Genomic DNA, 17,206 nt, shown 5'->3' with positions numbered 1-17,206 from the left:
GTGGAGGAGCGAAGCGGGGGAAGGAAGGGATTTGCTGGGGTGCTCATGCGTGGACTCCTGTCCGGATCGGTCGGGCGGGCACTCCCACCCAGGTCTCTCCTGCGGGGACGTCGTCGAGGACCACCGAGCCCATCCCGACGGTGGCGTCGGCACCGATGCGCACGCCCTCGCGCACGGAGGCGTTCATGCCGATGTAGGCGGCCTCGCCGATCTCGACGTCACCGCCGAGGGAGACCCCTGCGCAGAGGGTGGCGAAGTCGGCGACGGTGCACCCGTGCGTGAGGGTCACGTGGGGCATCAGGACCACGTGCTCACCGACCTCGACGTCGGCGGTCAGCACCACGCCGTCCAGGGCGATCGAGCCCCGACCGATGTGGCAGCTGCCCGGCAGCACCAGCCGCGGGTGCAGCAGGTTGGCGTAGCGCGAGGCGTCGAGGCCGACCATGGCGAGGCGCGTCGCGACCCGCCGGCGGAGCCGGCCCTTGCCGAGGGTGAGGACCACCTCGTGGTCGACCAGCCCGGTGACCAGGTCGACGCCGCCGAGCACCGGCGCGAGGCCGTGCAGGGTGCCCCACCGGGCGGGGTCGTCGTCGACGACCTGGACCGGGCCGTCGTGCTGGACCAGGACGGCGACCGCGGTCGCCTCCCGGGCCAGCCCGCTGGCGCCGACGAGGACCAGCCCGCTCACGGTCGCCACGCCGATCCGAGCGCGTCGCACACGCGCTGGTGCTCGGCGTCGGTCATCTGGTGGAACAGCGGCAGCACCAGCGTCGCGTCGGTCAGTCGCTCGGTGACCGGGAGGGGCCCGTGGGCGAGCCCGGCGTGCGCCGGCTGGCGGTGGGCGGACATGATCCCGCGGCGCGCCGAGATGCCGGCGGCGGCGAGGTGCTCCATCATCTGCTCGCGGCCCATCGGGTGCTCGGGCAGGACCTCGAGCCAGCAGGACTGGTAGTTGGTGGTGCCCCAGCTGGGGTCCCCCACGAGGCGCAGACCGGGAAGACCCGCCACCGCGTCGGCGTACCTCGCAGCGAGCTCGCGGCGACGCGCCACCATCTCGGGGAGCCGGCCGAGCTGGATCAGCCCGACCGCCGCCTGCAGGTCGGTCATCCGGAAGTTGAAGCCGACCTCGTCGAAGCTCTCCGGCGGCGCCAGGACGCTCGCGTGCCGATCGGCGGCGGAGACGCTCATCGCGTGCTCGCGCAGCCGACGGGCGCGAGCGGCCCAGTCGGCGCGCGACGTGGTGAGCATGCCGCCCTCGCCGGTGGTGAGCAGCTTGCGGGGGTGGAAGGACCAGGTGGCGATCTCCGCCTCCGACCCGACCGGGCGGCCGTGCGCGGTGGACCCGGCGGCACAGGCCGCGTCCTCCACCACCGTGATGCCGAGGGGGTCGCACCAGGCGCGGATCGCCCGCAGGTCGAGCGGGACGCCGCCCTGGTCCACGGCGATCACCGCGCGCGTCCGCGGGGTGACCACCGTGGCGATCGTGGCTGGCGTGAGGTTGCCGGTGACGGGGTCGACGTCGGCGAAGACCGGCGTGGCCCCGACGTAGGTCGGCGCGTTGGTGGTGGCGACGAAGGAGAACGACGGCACGACGACCTCGTCCCCGGGGCCGATGCCGGCGACGACCAGAGCGAGGTGCAGCGCGGTCGTGCAGCTGCTCAGCGCCACCGCGTGCGCGACCTGCTGGGACTCGGCGAAGGCGGCCTCGAACTGCGCCACCCGCGGCCCCTGGGCCACCCAGCCGGAGCGCAGCACCTCGGAGACGGCGGCCACCTCCTCCTCGCCGAGCCACGGCTGCATCACGTTGATGCGGGTGAGCTGCTGCTCAGCCAGGTGGTCGAGGCTCATCGCGACACCGCCACGGAGCGTCCCGCGGCGATCTGCTCGCGCTGGGGGCGCCACCACTCCACGAGCTGGCGCAGGCCGTCCTCGAGTCCCGTGGTCGCGACGAAGCCGAGGTCGCGCTCGGCCGCGCACGTGTCGGCGAGGCGTCGTACGACGCCGTTGACGCCGCGCTCGGGGCCGTGCTCGACGGGCAGGTCGGAGCCCATCACCCGCAGCAGGGCCTCGGCGAGACCCAGCAGGCTGGTCTCCTCGCCGCGGGCGACGTTGTAGACGCCCTCGACCACGCCGGAGGACGCCGCGAGCACGTTGGCGCGCGCGATGTCGGTGGTGAAGACGAAGTCCATGGTCTGGCGCCCGTCGCCGAAGATCAGCGGCGGCAGGCCGTCGTCGATGCGCTCCATCCACCGGACCAGGACCTCGGTGTAGAGGCCGTGCACGTCCATCCGCGGGCCGTAGACGTTGAAGTAGCGCAGGGCGACGTAGTCCAGGCCGTTCATCGCCCGGAAGCTGCGCAGCATCCCCTCGTTGAAGGTCTTGGCGGCGCCGTAGAACGTGTCGTTGTCGTAGGGGTGCTGGTGCTCCGGGGTCGGGAACTCCTCGGCGAGGCCGTAGACCGACGCCGACGACGCGGCGACCAGCTTGTCGACGCCCGGTGCCGACGCGGCTGCCTCGACGACGTTGAAGGTCCCGTCGACGAGCACCTCCAGGGCCAGCCGGGGCTCCTCGGCGCACTGGGTGATCCGGATCGCGGCCTGGTGGAAGACGACGTCGCAACCGCTGGTCAGGTCGTGCACCAGGTCGCGATCGCGGATGTCGCCGCGCACCAGGACGAGGTCGGCCCCGTCGCGCCCGAGGGCGTCGCCGAGGTTGGCCTCGCGTCCGCGGACGAAGTTGTCGAGGACCCGCACCTGGGCGGCCCCGGCGTCGAAGAGCTGGTCGACGAGCGTCGACCCGATCGTGCCGGCACCGCCGGTCACCAGCGCGGTCGCGCCGGCCAGGGCGGTCATCGGACGCCCTCCATCACGGGCTCGCTCGTGGCGGCGCCACCCTGGCGGGGCACTGGCGGCGGCCCCGCCGGCACCGCGGCGTCGTACGACGTCTCCGGACGCGCGACCAGCCGCTGCGAGGCGGCCTCGAGCACCTCGAGGACGCGCAGCCCGGACCGGCCGTCGGTCAGCGCCGGGCGGCCCTCGTGGATGGCTGCGGCGAACTCGCCGACCATCGACCCGAGGGCCTCGCGCTCGGGCAGCGCCGGGGACCAGGTGTCGCCCAGCCGGTAGGAGACAGAGGAGGCGGCGCGGTCGGCGCCGGCGACCGAGGTGCGGGCGAGGTCGACCCCGCGGTCGTAGATGCTGAGCCGCTGCTGCGGGTTGAGGTCGTCCCACACGAGCGTGCGGCGCGACCCGCCGATCACCATCTGGCGGATCTTGGTCGGGCTCAGCCAGTTGACGTGCACGTGCGCGAGGCCGTCGTCCGGCAGCGGCAGGGTCAGGTGGCCGACGCAGGCGCGGCCGGCGCCGATGGGGTCGGCGCCGGTCGCGCCGATGCCCGTGGTCGGAAGACCCCCCGGCAGCACGAAGTCGAGGATCGCGAGGTCGTGCGGCGCCAGGTCCCAGAGCACGTCGATGTCGGGCTGCACCAGCCCGAGGTTGATCCGGACCGAGTCCACGAAGTGCACCTGGCCCAGCTCGCCGCTGCCCACCAGCTCGCGCATCTTCTGCACGGCCGGCGTGTAGCAGTAGGTGTGGTCGGTCATCAGGACCAGGCCCTGCGCGTCCGCCAGGTCCACCATCGTGCGTCCGCGGGAGACGCTGTCCGCCAGCGGCTTCTCGACGAGCACGTGCTTGCCCGCGCTCAGCGCCTGCAGCGCCAGACCGTGGTGCGTACGGGCCGGGGTGGCGATGGCGACCGCGTCGATCCGCGGGTCGTCGAGCACCCGCTCCACGCTGTCGGTGACCTCGACGTGCGGACCGGCGACGCGGCGCGCCCGCTCGAGGTCGAGGTCGCAGACCAGCTCGAGGTTCCAGTCGGGGGACGCCCCGAAGTTGCGGACCAGGTTGGGGCCCCAGTAGCCGGCGCCGATGACGGCGATGCCCAGCGGGCCGGTGGTGCGGGTGCTCATCGTGCTTCCTCCAGTCGGCCAGCGGCCTCCACGTAGACCTCTCCGGTGACCGGGCAGATCCACCGGTCACGGTTGTCAGAGACGAGCGGGACGCCGCTGCGGCCCACCCAGCCGATCCGCCTCGCGGGCGAGCCGACGACGAGCGCGTGGTCCGGCACGTCGCGCGTCACGACCGAGCCCGCCCCCACACTGGCCCACCGGCCGATCCGCACCGGGGCGACGCACACCGCACGCGCCCCGACGGACGCTCCCTCCTCGATGGTCACCCCGACGGGCTCCCAGTCCTCGGCGCCCTTGCGCCGGCCGTCGGTCGTCACCGCCCGCGGGTAGGTGTCGTTGGTCAGCACGACCGCCGGGCCGATGAAGACGCCGTTGCCCAGGACGGCCGGCTCGTAGACCAGCGCCTGGTTCTGCACCTTGCACCGCTCCCCGATGCGTACTCCCGGGCCGACGTAGACCCCGCGCCCGAGGATCGTGCCGTCGCCGACCTGCGCCCCCGAGCGCACGACGGTCTGGTCCCACACCTGTGCGCCGGGACCGACGCGGGCGCCGTCCTCGACGGTCGCAGTGGGAGCGACGAGGGCGCGGTCCCGGGACCCGGGACGCGCGTTGGACAGTGAGGTCATGTGCGTGAGCTTTCGTCTCGTTGCCAGGTGGTGAAGTCCCCGGACCTCAGCGCCCCCCGGGCGCCGAGCCGGGCGGCGACGTGGACTGCCACGAACACCGGGAGTCGGAGGGCCAGGCCGGGCCGGGTGACGGCCAGGCCGGCCAGCGTGCGCGCGCTGGTGCGCGAGCCGGGGCGTCGTACGCCGAGCTGGCCGGCCTGGGCGTTGCCCGTCGCGATGCGGATGCGGCGGCGTACGAGGTCGCGGACGGTGCGCGGCGGGTGCACGACGGCGACAGCGCTGGGCACCACCCGGCGCTCCTCGCTGCTGAACGAGTCGGACATGCCGAGGTCGTCGCTCATCATCCGTGGGAGCGCGGTGACCCGCGCCTGCCCCTGCTCGGACAGGACGACGACCCCGCGGCCGAACAGGCCGGACTCCACCTGGGGCAGCGCCTCCCAGACGTCGTAGTACCACCGCACCCAGCGCGAGCACCCCGTGCGCGGGACGTCGCGTCGCGGGGCGGTGGCGAGGACCTCGTCGCGGGTGATCGGCTCGATGAGCCGGAGAGCGGCCGCGCCGTCGAGCTCGATGTCGGCGTCGAGGTGGATGCGCGGGAACACGTCGGTGGCGGCGTTGCCGACCCGTACGGCCTCGATCTTCGAGGGTTGCGGGATCTCGATGACGCGGGCGCTCGGGTCGGCGGCACGGGCAACGTCGGCGGTGCGGTCGGTGCAGCCGTTGCACACGACGACCACGTCGAGGTCGGCTCCGGTGCCTTCGCGCAACGCCCGCAGGTTTCGACCGATGGTGGCCGCCTCGTTGTGGGCGGGTATGACGACGCTGGCGACAGCCATCTCACTCCCCCGACTCGCGTGCCGGGCCCCACGCCCGTCACGCTCCGATCTTGTGGACTGCGACCGCTCGGTCGGACCGCCCACGGGGGCTTTCGCCCATTTTGGGGAGCCCTACCCGGCGGCGGCGAAGCTGATGTCGGCCGAGCGGAGGTCGCGCAGGTGGAGCACCAGGAGGTCGAGCTCCGCGACGGTCCAGGTGTCGTCGATCGCGACGCCGGAGGCGGTCGTGCGCAGGGCGCGGTAGAGGGCGAGGGGCTGCTTGCGCAGCTCGGCGTGGAGCGTGCCCTCGAGCACGAGGCGCAGGTAGTCGTGCTGGACGACGGGGGCCGAGCCGTAGCGGTAGGCGGCGTCCACGTCGTTCTCGGCGGCGAGCGTGGCGAAGGTCTGCCAGTCGATCGCCATCACGTGGTCGACCCGGCGGCCGACCGTCGACTCGACCGCTGCCACCGACGCGCTCGCCGGCCGGGGGCCCAGCCCGACGCGGTCGTCGTACGGCATCGGCACCGACTCCACCCGTGCGCTGCGTCCGTCGGGGTGGACCTCGACGAGCATGACCGCCTCGACGGACTGGTCACCGTGCAGCCAGGACACGTCCTCACCACCGCCGGGTCGCGTGCCGACCATCAGGATCGTCTCGCCGGGCGCCGGTGGTGGGCGGTCGCCCAGGCCGTCGAAGGCGCCGTCGATGCGGCCCATCCGGCCGGTCAGGCTGAGGTTGAGGACCAGTGCGGCGGCGAGCCCGAGCACGCCCAGCAGCGTGGCGACCGCCAGCAGGCGGCGCAGCCGCGGGCGCCGGCTCGTGGCCCGTGCCATCGAAGTCCCCCGTCCGTCCGTGCTGCCGACGCTAGGCGTTGGCGGGCCGGACCTCATGCCCCAAACGGGGGACGGTTCAGGAGTTGAAGCGCTGCTGGGTCTGCTCGAGGCCGTCGGTGATGAGCGACTCGACGGCGTCGGCGGCGTCGGAGACCTGGAACGGCAGCTCCTTGCGCTCGACGGTCGAGTAGCCGGACAGCACGAAGTCGGCGACGTCCTGACGGCCCGGCGGTCGGCCGATGCCGGCGCGGACGCGGTGGAAGTCGCCGGTGCCGAGCGAGGACCGCATGGACTTGAGCCCGTTGTGGCCGTTGTCGCCGCCGCCGAGCTTGACCCGCAGCGTGCCGAAGGGGATGTCGAGCTCGTCGTGGATGGCGATGATGTGCGCCGGGTCGATCTTGTAGAACGTGGCGAGCGCCTTGACCGGGCCGCCGGACTCGTTCATGTAGCCGCGGCCGCGGGCGAGCACCACGCGGGGCCCGCCCAGGGACAGCCGGCCCTCGACGACGTCGGCGCGACCCGACTTGTGGGAGCGGAAGGGCGATCCCATCCGGGAGGCCAGCTCGTCGGTGACGAGGTAGCCGACGTTGTGCCGGTGCCCGGCGTAGGTCGGACCGGGGTTGCCGAGACCGACGACCAGCCACACGTCGGAGGTCGGTGCGTCGCTCACGGTCGTCATCCAATCAGTCGGGTCGGCGCGTGCTGACGCCGAAATGGCGACGAGTCGGCGCATCCTGCACGCGAGGTGCGTCAGGATGCGCCGACTCGACGGTGTCACGGCGCGAGGACGCGCCGCGTCGTCACTCGGAGTCGGTGCCCTCGGCAGCGGCGTCCTCGGCGATGGCCTCTACCTGGGCATCGGCGATCTCGGCGTCGGAGACCTCGTGCTCGATGCCGGCCTCGGCCTCGGCCTCCTCCAGCTCGGCCTCAAGGGCCTCGGCGGAGATCTGCTCGGTCACGTTGACGATGAGGAGCTCCTCGTCGGCCAGCAGGGTCGTGCCGGACGGGAGGTTGAGGTCCTTGGCCAGGATCTGGGTGCCGGCAGCGGCGCCCTCGACGGAGACCTCGAAGAACTCGGGGATGTGGGTGGCCTCGGCCTCGACGGACACGACGGCGTTCTCGGTGACGACCAGCGTCTCCGAGGCGGCGTCGCCCACGACGTGCACGGGTACGTCGACGGTGACCTTCTCGCCGCGCTTCACCGCGACGAAGTCGATGTGCTCGATCAGGCGGCGGATCGGGTCGATCTGCACATCCTTGGTGAGGGCGAGCTGCTCGGAGCCCGCGACGTCGAGCGCGAGGAGCGCGTTGGCGCCGCCGTGCTTGAGGGCCATCATCGTCTGGTGGCCGGGCAGGATGACGTGGACCGGGTCGTTGCCGTGGCCGTAGATGACGGCGGGGATCTTGTCCTCGCGGCGGATCCGGCGGGCAGCGCCCTTGCCGAACTCGGTGCGGCTCTCGGCGGCGATCTTCTCGGGGGCAGACATCATGTTCTCCGTACGTCGGTTGGGGGTCGTGGGGGCCTCGGGCCGGAGACGACGAACGCCGCGCTCCGGATCGGGGGCGCGGCGCAGTGATGCGGTCCGGCCCAGTCGATCACGGAGTCCTGACGTGCGGGCTCCCTCGCCGAGGCAACCCGAGAACCCTAGTCCCGGGGTGGGTGCGAGGTCGAATCGCGGCGAGCGTCGCGGGAACCGAAGTCGGAGGCGCCGCCCATGGGCCGCTCACTAGGGTGTCCCGGTGCCCCTGATGCTCCCCGAGGCGCGCGAGCGCGCCGTCCTGCTGACCGACGTCCACACCCAGCTCCACCTCGACCTGACCTCGACCGAGGACTTCGGCGTCGAGGCGACGATCTCCTTCGGCTGCACGCAGCCGGGGGCCTCGACGTTCCTCGAGCTCAACGGCGGCACCGACGTCACCCTCGACGGCGGGCCGGCGTCGTACTCCGACGGGCGGATCGCGCTGACCGACCTGGCCGCCTCCAACACCGTGCGCGTCACCGCACGGATGCCCTACGTCACCGACGGCGACGGCATGACCGTGACGATCGACCCGGCCGACGGCGAGCGCTACGTCTGCGCCCACACGTCGATGGACATCGCGCAGAAGGTCGTCCCCTGCTTCGACCAGCCCGACATCAAGTCGACGTTCACCCTGACCGTCACCGCGCCGTCGCACTGGACGGTGCTCGGCAACGGCCCGCTCGAGGGGCGCACGGCCGGCGAGAGCAGCGACACCTGGACCTTCGGCACCACCCCGCCGTTCTCGTCGTACCTCTTCACCCTCGTCGGCGGCCCGTGGGTCTCGGTGACGTGGGACGAGCCGTACGCCCCCGCGCCCGGTGGGACGCTGCCGTTCGGCTGGCACGCGCGGGCGTCGCAGGGCCGCGAGCTGCAGCGCGACGCCGACGAGCTCAAGCGCATCACCAGCGCCTGCTTCCAGCACTACACGACGATCTTCGAGCCGGAGTACCCCTACGCCGACTACCAGCAGGTCTTCGCGCCCGGCCTCAACTGGGGCGCGATGGAGTTCCCCGGGTGCGTGGTCTTCCGCGACCAGGCGCTCACGCAGGGCACGCCCACCGAGCTCGAGCGCGAGTGGCTCGCCTCGACGATCGCCCACGAGATGGCCCACATGTGGTTCGGCGACCTGGTCACGATGAAGTGGTGGGAGGACTCGTGGCTCAACGAGTCCTTCGCCGACTTCATGGGCTACGACGTGGCGGGCGTCGCAGCCGGCTACACCGACGCCTGGACCTCGGCCGCCATCACCCGCAAGCCGGCGGGCTACCGCGCCGACCGGCGACGCTCGACGCACCCGATCGCCGAGGACACCGACAAGATCGTCGACGTCGACACGGCGTTCGCCAACTTCGACATGATCACCTATGCCAAGGGCAACGCCGCCCTGTCGCAGCTCGGTCACTGGCTCGGTGACGAGGACTTCCTCGCCGGGGTCAACAAGCACCTCACCGCGCATGCGTTCGGCAACGCCGACCTGGCCGCGTTCCTCGACTCGCTCGACTCCGCCACCGACAAGGACGTGCGCGGCTGGGCCGAGGCGTGGCTGCGCTCGACCGGCTTCGACACCCTGCAGGTCACCCGCGACGACGGCGTGCCCGTCCTCACCCGCGAGGGCTCGCGGTCGCACCGCATCACCGTGTCGGCGTACGACGACGCGATGCGGCTCGTGGACTCCCGCGACGTGCACCTCGGCGACGAGCCGGTGCGGCTGGAGGACTTCGCCGGCCGGGTCGTCGTGCCCAACTCCGGCGACGAGACCTTCGCGGTGATCCGCCCCGACGAGCAGTCGTGGGCCGCGATCACCGGCGGACTCTCCTCGATCGAGTCGCAGCTCACCCGCGCGATGCTGTGGTGGACCGCGGTCGACCTCTGCGAGTCGCAGGTCGTCCCGGTCGGCGACGTCGTCGCGCTGGCCGACACCCACCTGCGCCCGGAGACCCACCCGCTCGTCTTCGAGGGCGTGATGCGGGCGCTGCAGTCGATCACCCGGCGCTACGCCTCGCCCGAGGAGGCCGCCGGCCACCTCGCCGTCATCGCCGACATCGCCCGCGGCGCCGTCGAGGGCGGCGACCCGGCGCTCGCCGCCGGTGCGTCGCGCGTGCTCGCCCGGATCAGCGCGGACCGCGACTTCCTCGTCGACTGGCTCGGCCGCGACGACGTCGACCAGAACGTCCGCTGGGCAGCCGTGCAGCGGCTCGCCGAGCTGGGCGACGACTCGTGGATCGGCCCTGAGGAGCAGCGCGACAAGTCGGTCTCCGGCCACCACGCCGCGCTCGCCGCGCGCGCCGTCGTACCCACTCCGGACGCCAAGGCAGCCGCCTGGGCGCAGCTCATGGGCGGCGAGCTGGGCAGCCACGAGTTCGACGCCGTCGGCAGCGGCTTCTGGGGCTGGGACCAGGCCGACCTCGTCCGCCCCTACCTCGAGCGCTACGTCACCGACGGCCTCGCCCTCGCCCGGCGATCCGGCCAGGCGATGGGCGACGTGATCGGCGACGCGTTCCCCCTGCTGCCGCTCCCGGTCGACGTACGCCGTGAGCTGCGCACCGCGGTCGCGGCCGCCCTCGAGGGCGACGTGCCGACCGTCCTCGCCCGCTCGTGGAACGACTCCCTCGACGACCTCGACCGGACGCTGTAGCCGCTTCTGAAGTCCCCGGATATCCGGTGACTTTCACACTTGTCTGCCGAGATCCGAGCCGACAAGTGTGAAACCCGGGTGCGAAGTCGCGCCCGCTCGCTCTCCCAGGGTCCCTACGCGTGGCCGTCGAACATCGAGGTCACGGACCCGTCCTCGAAGACCTCGCGGATCGCCCGGGCGATGAGCGGGGCGATCGAGAGGGTGGTGAGTTTGTCGAACTGCTTCTCCGGCGGCACGGGGAGCGTGTTGGTGACCACGACCTCCATGGCGGAGGAGTTCTTGAGCTGGTCGACGGCGGGTTCGGACAGGATCGGGTGGGTCGCGGCGATGATCACGCCGGCGGCACCAGCCGCCACGCACGCCTCGGCGGCCTTCACGATCGTGCCGCCAGTGTCGATCATGTCGTCGGTCAGGATGCAGATCTTGCCCTCGACATCACCGACGACCCGGTTGGCGACGACCTCGTTGGCGACGTCGATCCTGCGGGTCTTGTGGATGAAGGCCAGGGGTACGCCGCCGAGGCGGGCCGACCACCGCTCAGCGACCTTGATCCGGCCGGCGTCCGGCGAGACGACGGCGAGCTGCTGGTCGCCGTACTTCTGCTTGACGTAGTCGGTGAGGATCGGCAGCGCCATCAGGTGGTCGACGGGACCGTCGAAGAAGCCCTGGATCTGGTCGGCGTGCAGGTCGACGGTGATCAGCCGGTCGGCGCCGGCGGTCTTGAACAGGTCAGCGACCAGGCGGGCCGAGATCGGCTCGCGGCCGCGGTGCTTCTTGTCCTGGCGGGCGTAGCCGTAGAACGGCATGACCACCGTGATCCGCTTGGCCGACGCCCGCTTGAGCGCGTCGACCATGATCAGGTGCTCCATGATCCACTCGTTGATCGGAGCGGTGTGGCTCTGGAGCACGAAGGCGTCGCAGCCGCGCACGGACTCCTCGTAGCGCACGTAGAGCTCGCCGTTGGCGAACGCCCGCGCGTCCTGGGGCACCAGCCCGCACTCGAGGAGGTCGACGACCTCCGTGGCGAGGTCGGGGTGCGCCCGGCCGCTGAAGACCATCAGGTTCTTCTCGGTGGTCCGCTTCATTCCGGTCACGCGACGCGACTCCTCGCTGTCCTGGTCAGCCTCGGGGGAAGGCTCGTTCGGAGGTGCTGGACAGAAGTCTGACCCACATCCCGGCCACCACCAACCCCGGGGTCACTGGTCGGGCGTCTCCTGCTGTTCACGCGCCGTTCGCGCGGCCTCGGCCTGCGCGGTCCCGGGCCGCTTCGACTCCGACCAGCCCTCGAGGTTGCGCTGCGGGGCGCTGCTGACCGCCAGCGCGCCGGCCGGGACGTTGCGGCGTACGACGGTGCCGCCGGCGGTGCCCGCGCCGTCGCCGATCTCGACCGGCGCGACGAAGGTGTTGTTGGAGCCGGTCCTGGCGTGGCGCCCGACGACCGTGCGGTGCTTGGCCACCCCGTCGTAGTTGGCGAAGATCGTGCCGGCCCCGATGTTGGTGCCCTCGCCGATCTCGGCGTCGCCGACGTAGGACAGGTGCGGCACCTTGGCGCCGTCGCCGATGGTGGAGTTCTTGGTCTCGACGAAGGTGCCGATCTTGCCCTTGACCCCGAGCTGCGTGCCGGGCCGGAGGTAGGCGAACGGGCCGACCGAGGCCTGGTCGCCGATGACGGCGAGCTCGCCGTGGGTGCGTACGACGCGCGCGCCGGCGCCGACCTCGCAGTCCTTCAGCGTCGTGTCGGGCCCGACCACGGCGTCCTCGCGCACGACGGTCGCACCGAGCAGCTGCGTGCCGGGGAGGATCGTGGCGTCGGGCTCCAGCACCACGTCGGCCTCGATCCACGTGGTCGCCGGGTCCATGACCGTCACGCCGTCCTTCATCCAGCGGGTGACGATGCGGCGGTTGAGCTCGCGGCCGAGCTCGGCCAGCTGGGCGCGGTCGTTGGCGCCCGCGGTCTGGGCGACGTCGTCGATGAGGTGGGCGCCGACGGTCAGCCCGTCCTCGCGCGCCAGGCCGACGGCGTCGGTGAGGTAGTACTCGCCCTTGGCGTTGTCGTTGGTGATGCGGGCCAGCGCCGAGACCAGGAACTCCGCGTCGAAGGCGAGGATGCCGGAGCTGATCTCGTCGATCTCGCGCTGCTCGGGCGTCGCGTCCTTCTCCTCGACGATCGCCTCGACGTCACCCTCGTGGTTGCGCACGATCCGGCCGTAGCCGAACGGGTCGGCCAGCCGGCCGCTCAGGATGCTCACCGCCCGCTGCGCGGCGTGGTGCTCCTCAGCGAACGCGCGGAGCGACTCCCCCTCGAGCAGCGGGGTGTCGCCGGCCGCCACGATCACGGTGCCGGTCGTCGTGCCGGACGCCTCCATCGCGACGCGTACGGCGTGCCCCGTGCCGTCCTGGGTCTCCTGGACCGCGAGCACCGCCGACGGCACCAGCTCCGTGATGTGCGGGCCCACCTGCTCGCGCTGGTGGCCGACCACCGCGACGACGCTGGTCGGCTCCACGGCCTGCACGGCGTGGAGCACGTGGCCGATCATGGAGCGCCCGCCGATCGGGTGCAGCACCTTCATGGTCTTCGACTTCATGCGGGTGCCGCCGCCGGCGGCAAGGACGATGACGGTGAGGTTGTCCATGGCCGCAGTGTGTCACCGGTCGCTCCGGCCACGGGAAGCGCGGGACGTTGGGCCCTACCGGGGCGTTGCCGGTGCGCGGTCGACTGGCGCCGAGGAGGAAGCCATGACCGGCAGCACGCCCCTGCGCGGCGGTGACGACGTGTCGTGGGTGGACCTGTACTGGCTCCCACTGGGCGCGGGCGGGAGGTGCGTGCGGCTGAACGGACGGGTCTTCGAGGCGCTGGTCGCTCGCCGCGAGCACCGGCGCGCCGCCGACCTCTACCACTCCGCGCTGGAGGTCCGCCTCGGCCCCGACCGGTGGGTCATCGAGATGGCGCCGGTCTGGAACACGCCGGAGCCGGAGCGGGGCGTGGTCGCCGAGGGGCCGGTCGGCCTGAGGTGGCTCGGCCGGTCCCGCTGGTTCCGCTACGAGGTGCGGTGCTGGCCGGGCGGCCGGATCCCCGATGTCGACGAGGCGGTGGACAGCCCCGTGCGGATGAGCCAGGACGCCGGGCACGCGGAACGGGTGCTGGCCCTGGCGCCGCACTTCCGCACCGCCACCTGGGCGCTGGACGAGCAGCACACCGGCGACATGTGGAACTCCAACTCGCTCACGTCGTGGCTCCTCGTCCGCAGTGGCCACGACCTGTCCCGGGTGGGCCCGCCCGCCGGCGGTCGGGCGCCGGGGTGGGACGCCGGCCTGGTGGCCGGGTCGCGATGAGCGCGACGACCTGGCGGGAGGGCCTGCGGCCACCCGGGCGGCGTGCGCTGCAGCGCGACGTCGTCGCGGGCATCACCGTGGCGGCCTACCTGGTGCCCCAGGTGCTGGCGTACGCCGGACTGGCGCGGGTGCCGCCGGCCGCGGGCCTGTGGGCCGCCTTCGTGGCGCTGGCGGTCTACTTCCTCCTCGGGTCGTCCCCCCAGCTGTCCGTGGGTCCGGAGTCGACGACCGCCCTGATGACCGGCGCCGCCCTGGCGGCCATCACCGTGCCGGGCGAGTCCGCGCAGGACACCGCCGCGCTGCTCGCGCTCGCGGTCGGCGCCGTGTGCCTGCTCGCCTGGGCCGGCGGGCTCGGCTTCCTCGCCGACCTGCTCTCCAAGCCGGTCCTGGTGGGCTACATGGCCGGGATCGCCGGTCTGATGATCCTGTCGCAGGTGGGTCGTGCGACGGGCGCCGACATCCCCGACGGCGACCCCCTGGCGGAGGCCTGGTGGCTCGTGCAGCACCCGTCGGCGATCCACGCACCGACCCTCGCGGTGTGCCTCGGCACGCTCGCCGTGCTGCTGCTGGGCGCCCGGCTGTGGCCGACCGGACCGGTGCCGCTGGTCGGGATGCTCCTCGCGACCCTCGTGGTCAGCCTCGCCGGGCTGCCCGACGACGGCGTCGGGGTCGTCGGGGGGCTGCCGTTCGCGCTGCCGACCCTCGGCCTGCCGTCCGTCACGTCGCTGGGGTCGTGGGCGCTGCTGACCACGGCCCTGGCCATCGCCGTGGTCGGCTTCACCGACAACGTGCTGACGGCTCGCGCGTTCGCCACCCGGCACGGCGACCGGGTCGACGCCCGGCGCGAGCTGCTCGCCCTGGGCACCGCCAACCTCGCGGCCGGCGTGGTGCACGGCTTCCCGGTCAGCAGCTCTGGCAGCCGTACGGCGATCGTCGACGCCGTCGGCGGCAGGTCCCGCTGGGCCGGGCTGTCCACGCTGGGAGCCGCGCTGGTGCTGGTCGTCGCGCTGCGCCCCGTGCTCGCGCGCTTCCCCGACGCGGCCCTGGCCGCGGTGGTCGTCTACGCCGGCCTGCGGCTCATCGACGTCGGGGAGTTCGCGCGGATCGCGCGCTACCGGCGGACCGAGCTGCTGATCGCGCTGGCCACGACCTTCGGCGTGCTCGTGCTCGGCGTGCTCGAGGGCGTGCTGGTCGCCGTCAGCCTGTCGCTCGTCGACGTGCTCCGCCGGGTGGCGCGCCCCCACGACGCGGTCGAGGGACTCGTCCCCGACGTCGCCGGCATGCACGACGTCGACGACTACGCCGACGCCGCACCCGTGCCCGGGCTGCTCGTCTACCGCTACGACGCGCCGCTGTTCTTCGCCAACGCCGAGAACTTCCTCTCCCGGGTGCGCGAGTCGGTGGCGGCGTACGACCCCCAGTGGGTGCTGCTCAACTTCGAGGCGATGGGCGAGGTCGACCTCACCGGCGCCGACGCCCTCGAGACGCTGCGCGCCGAGCTCGAGGCGGAGGGTGTCGTGCTGGCGCTGGCCCGGCTCAAGCAGGACCCGCGCACCGTCCTGCAGCCGAGCGGGGTGCTGGAGCGGATCGGGGACGAGCACATCTTCCCGACCCTGCCGACCGCGCTCGAGGCGTTCCGAGCGGCCACCGGCCGGGAGTGATCACGTCTCCCCCACCAGCTGCGCGAAGAGCTCGGCGTACTGGATGAGGTGTCGGTCGGCGAGGTAGTGGTCGCGGACGCGGAGGTGGGCGGCACGGCCCATCTCGCGGCGCCGGTCGGCATCGCCCAGCAGGCCCGACAGCGCAGCCACCAGCGCGGCGCCGTCGCGCGGGTCGTCGAGGAGGACGCCACTCACGCCGTCCTCCACCTGGTCGCGGATCCCGCCCACCGCCGAGGCCACCACGGGCCTGCCCTTCCACATCGGCTCGGTGACGGTGAGGCCGAACCCCTCGGCGAGGCTCTTCTGGACCACGACTGTCGACCAGCGCTGCAGCGCGTTGACGACCCGCGCGTTGTCGTCGAGGTCGTCCATCGGCACGCACACGAGGTGGCTCCGGTCGCGGACCTGCGCGGGGAGCGAGTGCCACTGCTCCCGGCACTCCGCCAGCACGGCGGCGGCCTCGGGGTCGTCGGCGACGCCGTCGGTCGCGGGGCCTGCCAGCACCAGGTGCACGTCGGGCGGCAGCTCATCGAGGTGCTCGGCGAAGGCGTCGAGGACCCCTGCCATGTCCTTGAGCCGGTCCCAGCGGCTGACCTGGAGCACGGCCCGGCGGTCCGTGGGCAGCGGTGCTCCCTCGACCACCAGTCCCTCCCGGTGCACGAGGGCCTCGACCTCTCCAGGGTCGAGGTCCGTGTTCTTGGGGCTGAACGGGTCGAGGGAGGGCGGGATCACCCGCAGCCACCGCCGGTCGACCCAGTCGGGCGCGAACGACTCCCGCGAGAAGATGCAGGCCTGCGCCGGCTCGACCAGCTCCCGCAGGAAGCCCCACGCCTCCCGCGTCCACTCGTTGTGCTCGTCCAGGCCGACGTGGCAGCGCCACACCACGAGTGCGCCGCGCTCACGCAGGGCACGGGCGAGCCCGGCCGTCTGCGGGTCGTGGAGGAGGACCACGTCACGGGGCTGGACCCGGGCGACCACCTCCTCGCGCTGCCGCGCCAGCGTGGCGTCGTACGTCGCCCGCGCGGTGGCGTCGAGCCTGCCGGCGTCGCCGGGGACGCCGTGCAACCTGTTGTGGATCCGCTTCGTGACGGCGAAGAACTCGGGCTCACCGCCCACCACCAGCCAGCGGATGTCGACCCCGGTGCCGGCCGCGTAGGCCACGAGCGTGTGCAGCATCTCCGCGACCCCGCCACCGCGCGCGGTCGAGTTGACGTTCCACACGACGCGTCCCTCGAGCAGCCGCCGAGCCGCGGCGACGTACGCCTCGAGCCGATCGATGCGGTCAGGCGTGAGGAGGGTGTCGAGCCGCTGCAGGGGCACCGGCTGGACGATGACCTCCGCGACCCCGCTCACCGGGAGTGGCGTGGCAGGGGCAGCTCGATCGGGACGCCCACGCGGACCGGGACGCCGGGCGCGGCGCGGCGCGCCACCTCCAGCGCCTCGTCCATGCACCGGATCACCCGCGCCCGGGCGGCGTGGTCGCGCAGGGGGACGGCCGCCTCGACGAGCTCGAGCGCACGGTCGGACTCCAACGCGCGGTGCGCGGCCTCCCGCACCAGGTCGTCGAGCTCGGGGACGTCCTCGACCACCACCCGGACGGAGTCGAGCGGGCGTGGGGCTGGCGCACTGGTCATCACTGGGGGGCCTCCTGGGTCCTGGGGGTTCGAGTCTCACTCCCCTGCCCGGCACCCAACAGGGTCGTAGGTCCCGGGCAGGTGCCGGGAACAGGTGCCGTTCGGCCCTCCCCGCATCCTCCCCACGGCGGGACGATCGAAGGGAGGAAAGCGGCTCCCCGGGCCTCGTCACGCACTG

At 72.9% G+C, this 17,206-nt stretch carries 16 protein-coding genes; 3 read left to right on the top strand and 13 right to left on the bottom strand.

Annotated features, from left to right (window positions below; all coding sequences use genetic code 11):
• Positions 1 to 43: 43 nt before the first annotated feature.
• The 9 genes from JOD65_RS07320 to JOD65_RS07280 all read right to left on the bottom strand — a co-directional run bounded on the left by JOD65_RS07320 (position 44) and on the right by JOD65_RS07280 (position 7,729).
• The gene (locus tag JOD65_RS07320; protein ID WP_307821001.1) at positions 44 to 697 is read right to left on the bottom strand and encodes a NeuD/PglB/VioB family sugar acetyltransferase; all 654 of its coding nucleotides are present in this window, start codon (positions 695 to 697) and stop codon (positions 44 to 46) included.
• On the bottom strand, positions 685 to 1,848 hold the full coding sequence (locus JOD65_RS07315; RefSeq protein WP_204811008.1) for a DegT/DnrJ/EryC1/StrS family aminotransferase: 1,164 nt from the start codon (positions 1,846 to 1,848) through the stop codon (positions 685 to 687). The genes JOD65_RS07320 and JOD65_RS07315 overlap by 13 nt, the downstream gene beginning before the upstream one ends.
• Positions 1,845 to 2,852: an NAD-dependent epimerase/dehydratase family protein gene (locus tag JOD65_RS07310; protein WP_191193055.1), complete on the bottom strand. Its 1,008-nt coding sequence runs from the start codon at positions 2,850 to 2,852 to the stop codon at positions 1,845 to 1,847. The genes JOD65_RS07315 and JOD65_RS07310 overlap by 4 nt, the downstream gene beginning before the upstream one ends.
• On the bottom strand, positions 2,849 to 3,967 hold the full coding sequence (locus JOD65_RS07305; protein ID WP_191193056.1) for a Gfo/Idh/MocA family protein: 1,119 nt from the start codon (positions 3,965 to 3,967) through the stop codon (positions 2,849 to 2,851). Before JOD65_RS07305 ends, JOD65_RS07310 begins: the two co-directional genes overlap by 4 nt.
• Positions 3,964 to 4,593 (bottom strand): acyltransferase, encoded by a 630-nt coding sequence (locus JOD65_RS07300; RefSeq protein WP_191193057.1) that lies wholly within the window; start codon positions 4,591 to 4,593, stop codon positions 3,964 to 3,966. The genes JOD65_RS07305 and JOD65_RS07300 overlap by 4 nt, the downstream gene beginning before the upstream one ends.
• On the bottom strand, positions 4,590 to 5,429 hold the full coding sequence (locus tag JOD65_RS07295) for a glycosyltransferase family 2 protein (protein ID WP_191193058.1): 840 nt from the start codon (positions 5,427 to 5,429) through the stop codon (positions 4,590 to 4,592). Before JOD65_RS07295 ends, JOD65_RS07300 begins: the two co-directional genes overlap by 4 nt.
• A 111-nt stretch (positions 5,430 to 5,540) precedes the next feature.
• A complete protein-coding gene (locus tag JOD65_RS07290) occupies positions 5,541 to 6,242 on the bottom strand; it encodes a hypothetical protein (RefSeq protein WP_191193059.1) in 702 nt (233 codons plus the stop codon).
• Positions 6,243 to 6,318: 76 nt separating this feature from the next.
• Positions 6,319 to 6,912 carry an aminoacyl-tRNA hydrolase gene (gene pth, locus JOD65_RS07285; RefSeq protein ID WP_204811006.1) on the bottom strand — a complete coding sequence of 198 codons (594 nt, stop codon included), beginning with the start codon at positions 6,910 to 6,912 and terminating at the stop codon, positions 6,319 to 6,321.
• A 130-nt stretch (positions 6,913 to 7,042) separates the two neighbouring features.
• The gene (locus JOD65_RS07280) at positions 7,043 to 7,729 is read right to left on the bottom strand and encodes a 50S ribosomal protein L25/general stress protein Ctc (protein ID WP_191193061.1); all 687 of its coding nucleotides are present in this window, start codon (positions 7,727 to 7,729) and stop codon (positions 7,043 to 7,045) included.
• Positions 7,730 to 7,991: 262 nt separating this feature from the next.
• On the opposite strand from JOD65_RS07280, the gene pepN reads away from it, so the two are divergent.
• Positions 7,992 to 10,400 carry an aminopeptidase N gene (gene pepN / locus JOD65_RS07275; protein WP_224747223.1) on the top strand — a complete coding sequence of 803 codons (2,409 nt, stop codon included), beginning with the start codon at positions 7,992 to 7,994 and terminating at the stop codon, positions 10,398 to 10,400.
• Positions 10,401 to 10,513: 113 nt separating this feature from the next.
• Here pepN and JOD65_RS07270 read toward each other — a convergent pair whose 3' ends face one another.
• Entirely contained in the window at positions 10,514 to 11,485 is a 972-nt protein-coding gene (locus JOD65_RS07270; protein WP_191193063.1) for a ribose-phosphate diphosphokinase, read from the bottom strand.
• 111 nt (positions 11,486 to 11,596) lie between these two features.
• Complete coding sequence (glmU, locus tag JOD65_RS07265) at positions 11,597 to 13,033, bottom strand: bifunctional UDP-N-acetylglucosamine diphosphorylase/glucosamine-1-phosphate N-acetyltransferase GlmU (RefSeq protein WP_191193064.1); 1,437 nt, start codon at positions 13,031 to 13,033, stop codon at positions 11,597 to 11,599.
• Positions 13,034 to 13,136: 103 nt separating this feature from the next.
• Between glmU and JOD65_RS07260 the strand changes: the two genes are divergently transcribed.
• Together JOD65_RS07260 and JOD65_RS07255 are read left to right on the top strand one after the other, a co-directional pair.
• Positions 13,137 to 13,733, top strand: coding sequence for a hypothetical protein (locus JOD65_RS07260; RefSeq protein WP_191193065.1), 597 nt, complete (start codon positions 13,137 to 13,139; stop codon positions 13,731 to 13,733).
• A complete protein-coding gene (locus tag JOD65_RS07255; RefSeq protein WP_191193066.1) occupies positions 13,730 to 15,394 on the top strand; it encodes a SulP family inorganic anion transporter in 1,665 nt (554 codons plus the stop codon). Before JOD65_RS07260 ends, JOD65_RS07255 begins: the two co-directional genes overlap by 4 nt.
• On the opposite strand, the gene JOD65_RS07250 is transcribed toward JOD65_RS07255, so the two are convergent.
• Positions 15,395 to 16,747 carry a glycosyltransferase gene (locus JOD65_RS07250; RefSeq protein WP_191193067.1) on the bottom strand — a complete coding sequence of 451 codons (1,353 nt, stop codon included), beginning with the start codon at positions 16,745 to 16,747 and terminating at the stop codon, positions 15,395 to 15,397. It lies immediately after the preceding gene.
• Positions 16,744 to 17,028, bottom strand: a complete 285-nt coding sequence (locus JOD65_RS07245) for a hypothetical protein (protein WP_191193068.1) — start codon at positions 17,026 to 17,028, stop codon at positions 16,744 to 16,746. Before JOD65_RS07245 ends, JOD65_RS07250 begins: the two co-directional genes overlap by 4 nt.
• Between the last annotated feature and the right edge of the window lie 178 nt (positions 17,029 to 17,206).

Source organism: Nocardioides cavernae, from assembly GCF_016907475.1.
GTDB lineage: Bacteria > Actinomycetota > Actinomycetes > Propionibacteriales > Nocardioidaceae > Nocardioides > Nocardioides cavernae.
This window is presented reverse-complemented; position numbering and strand designations above follow the sequence as displayed.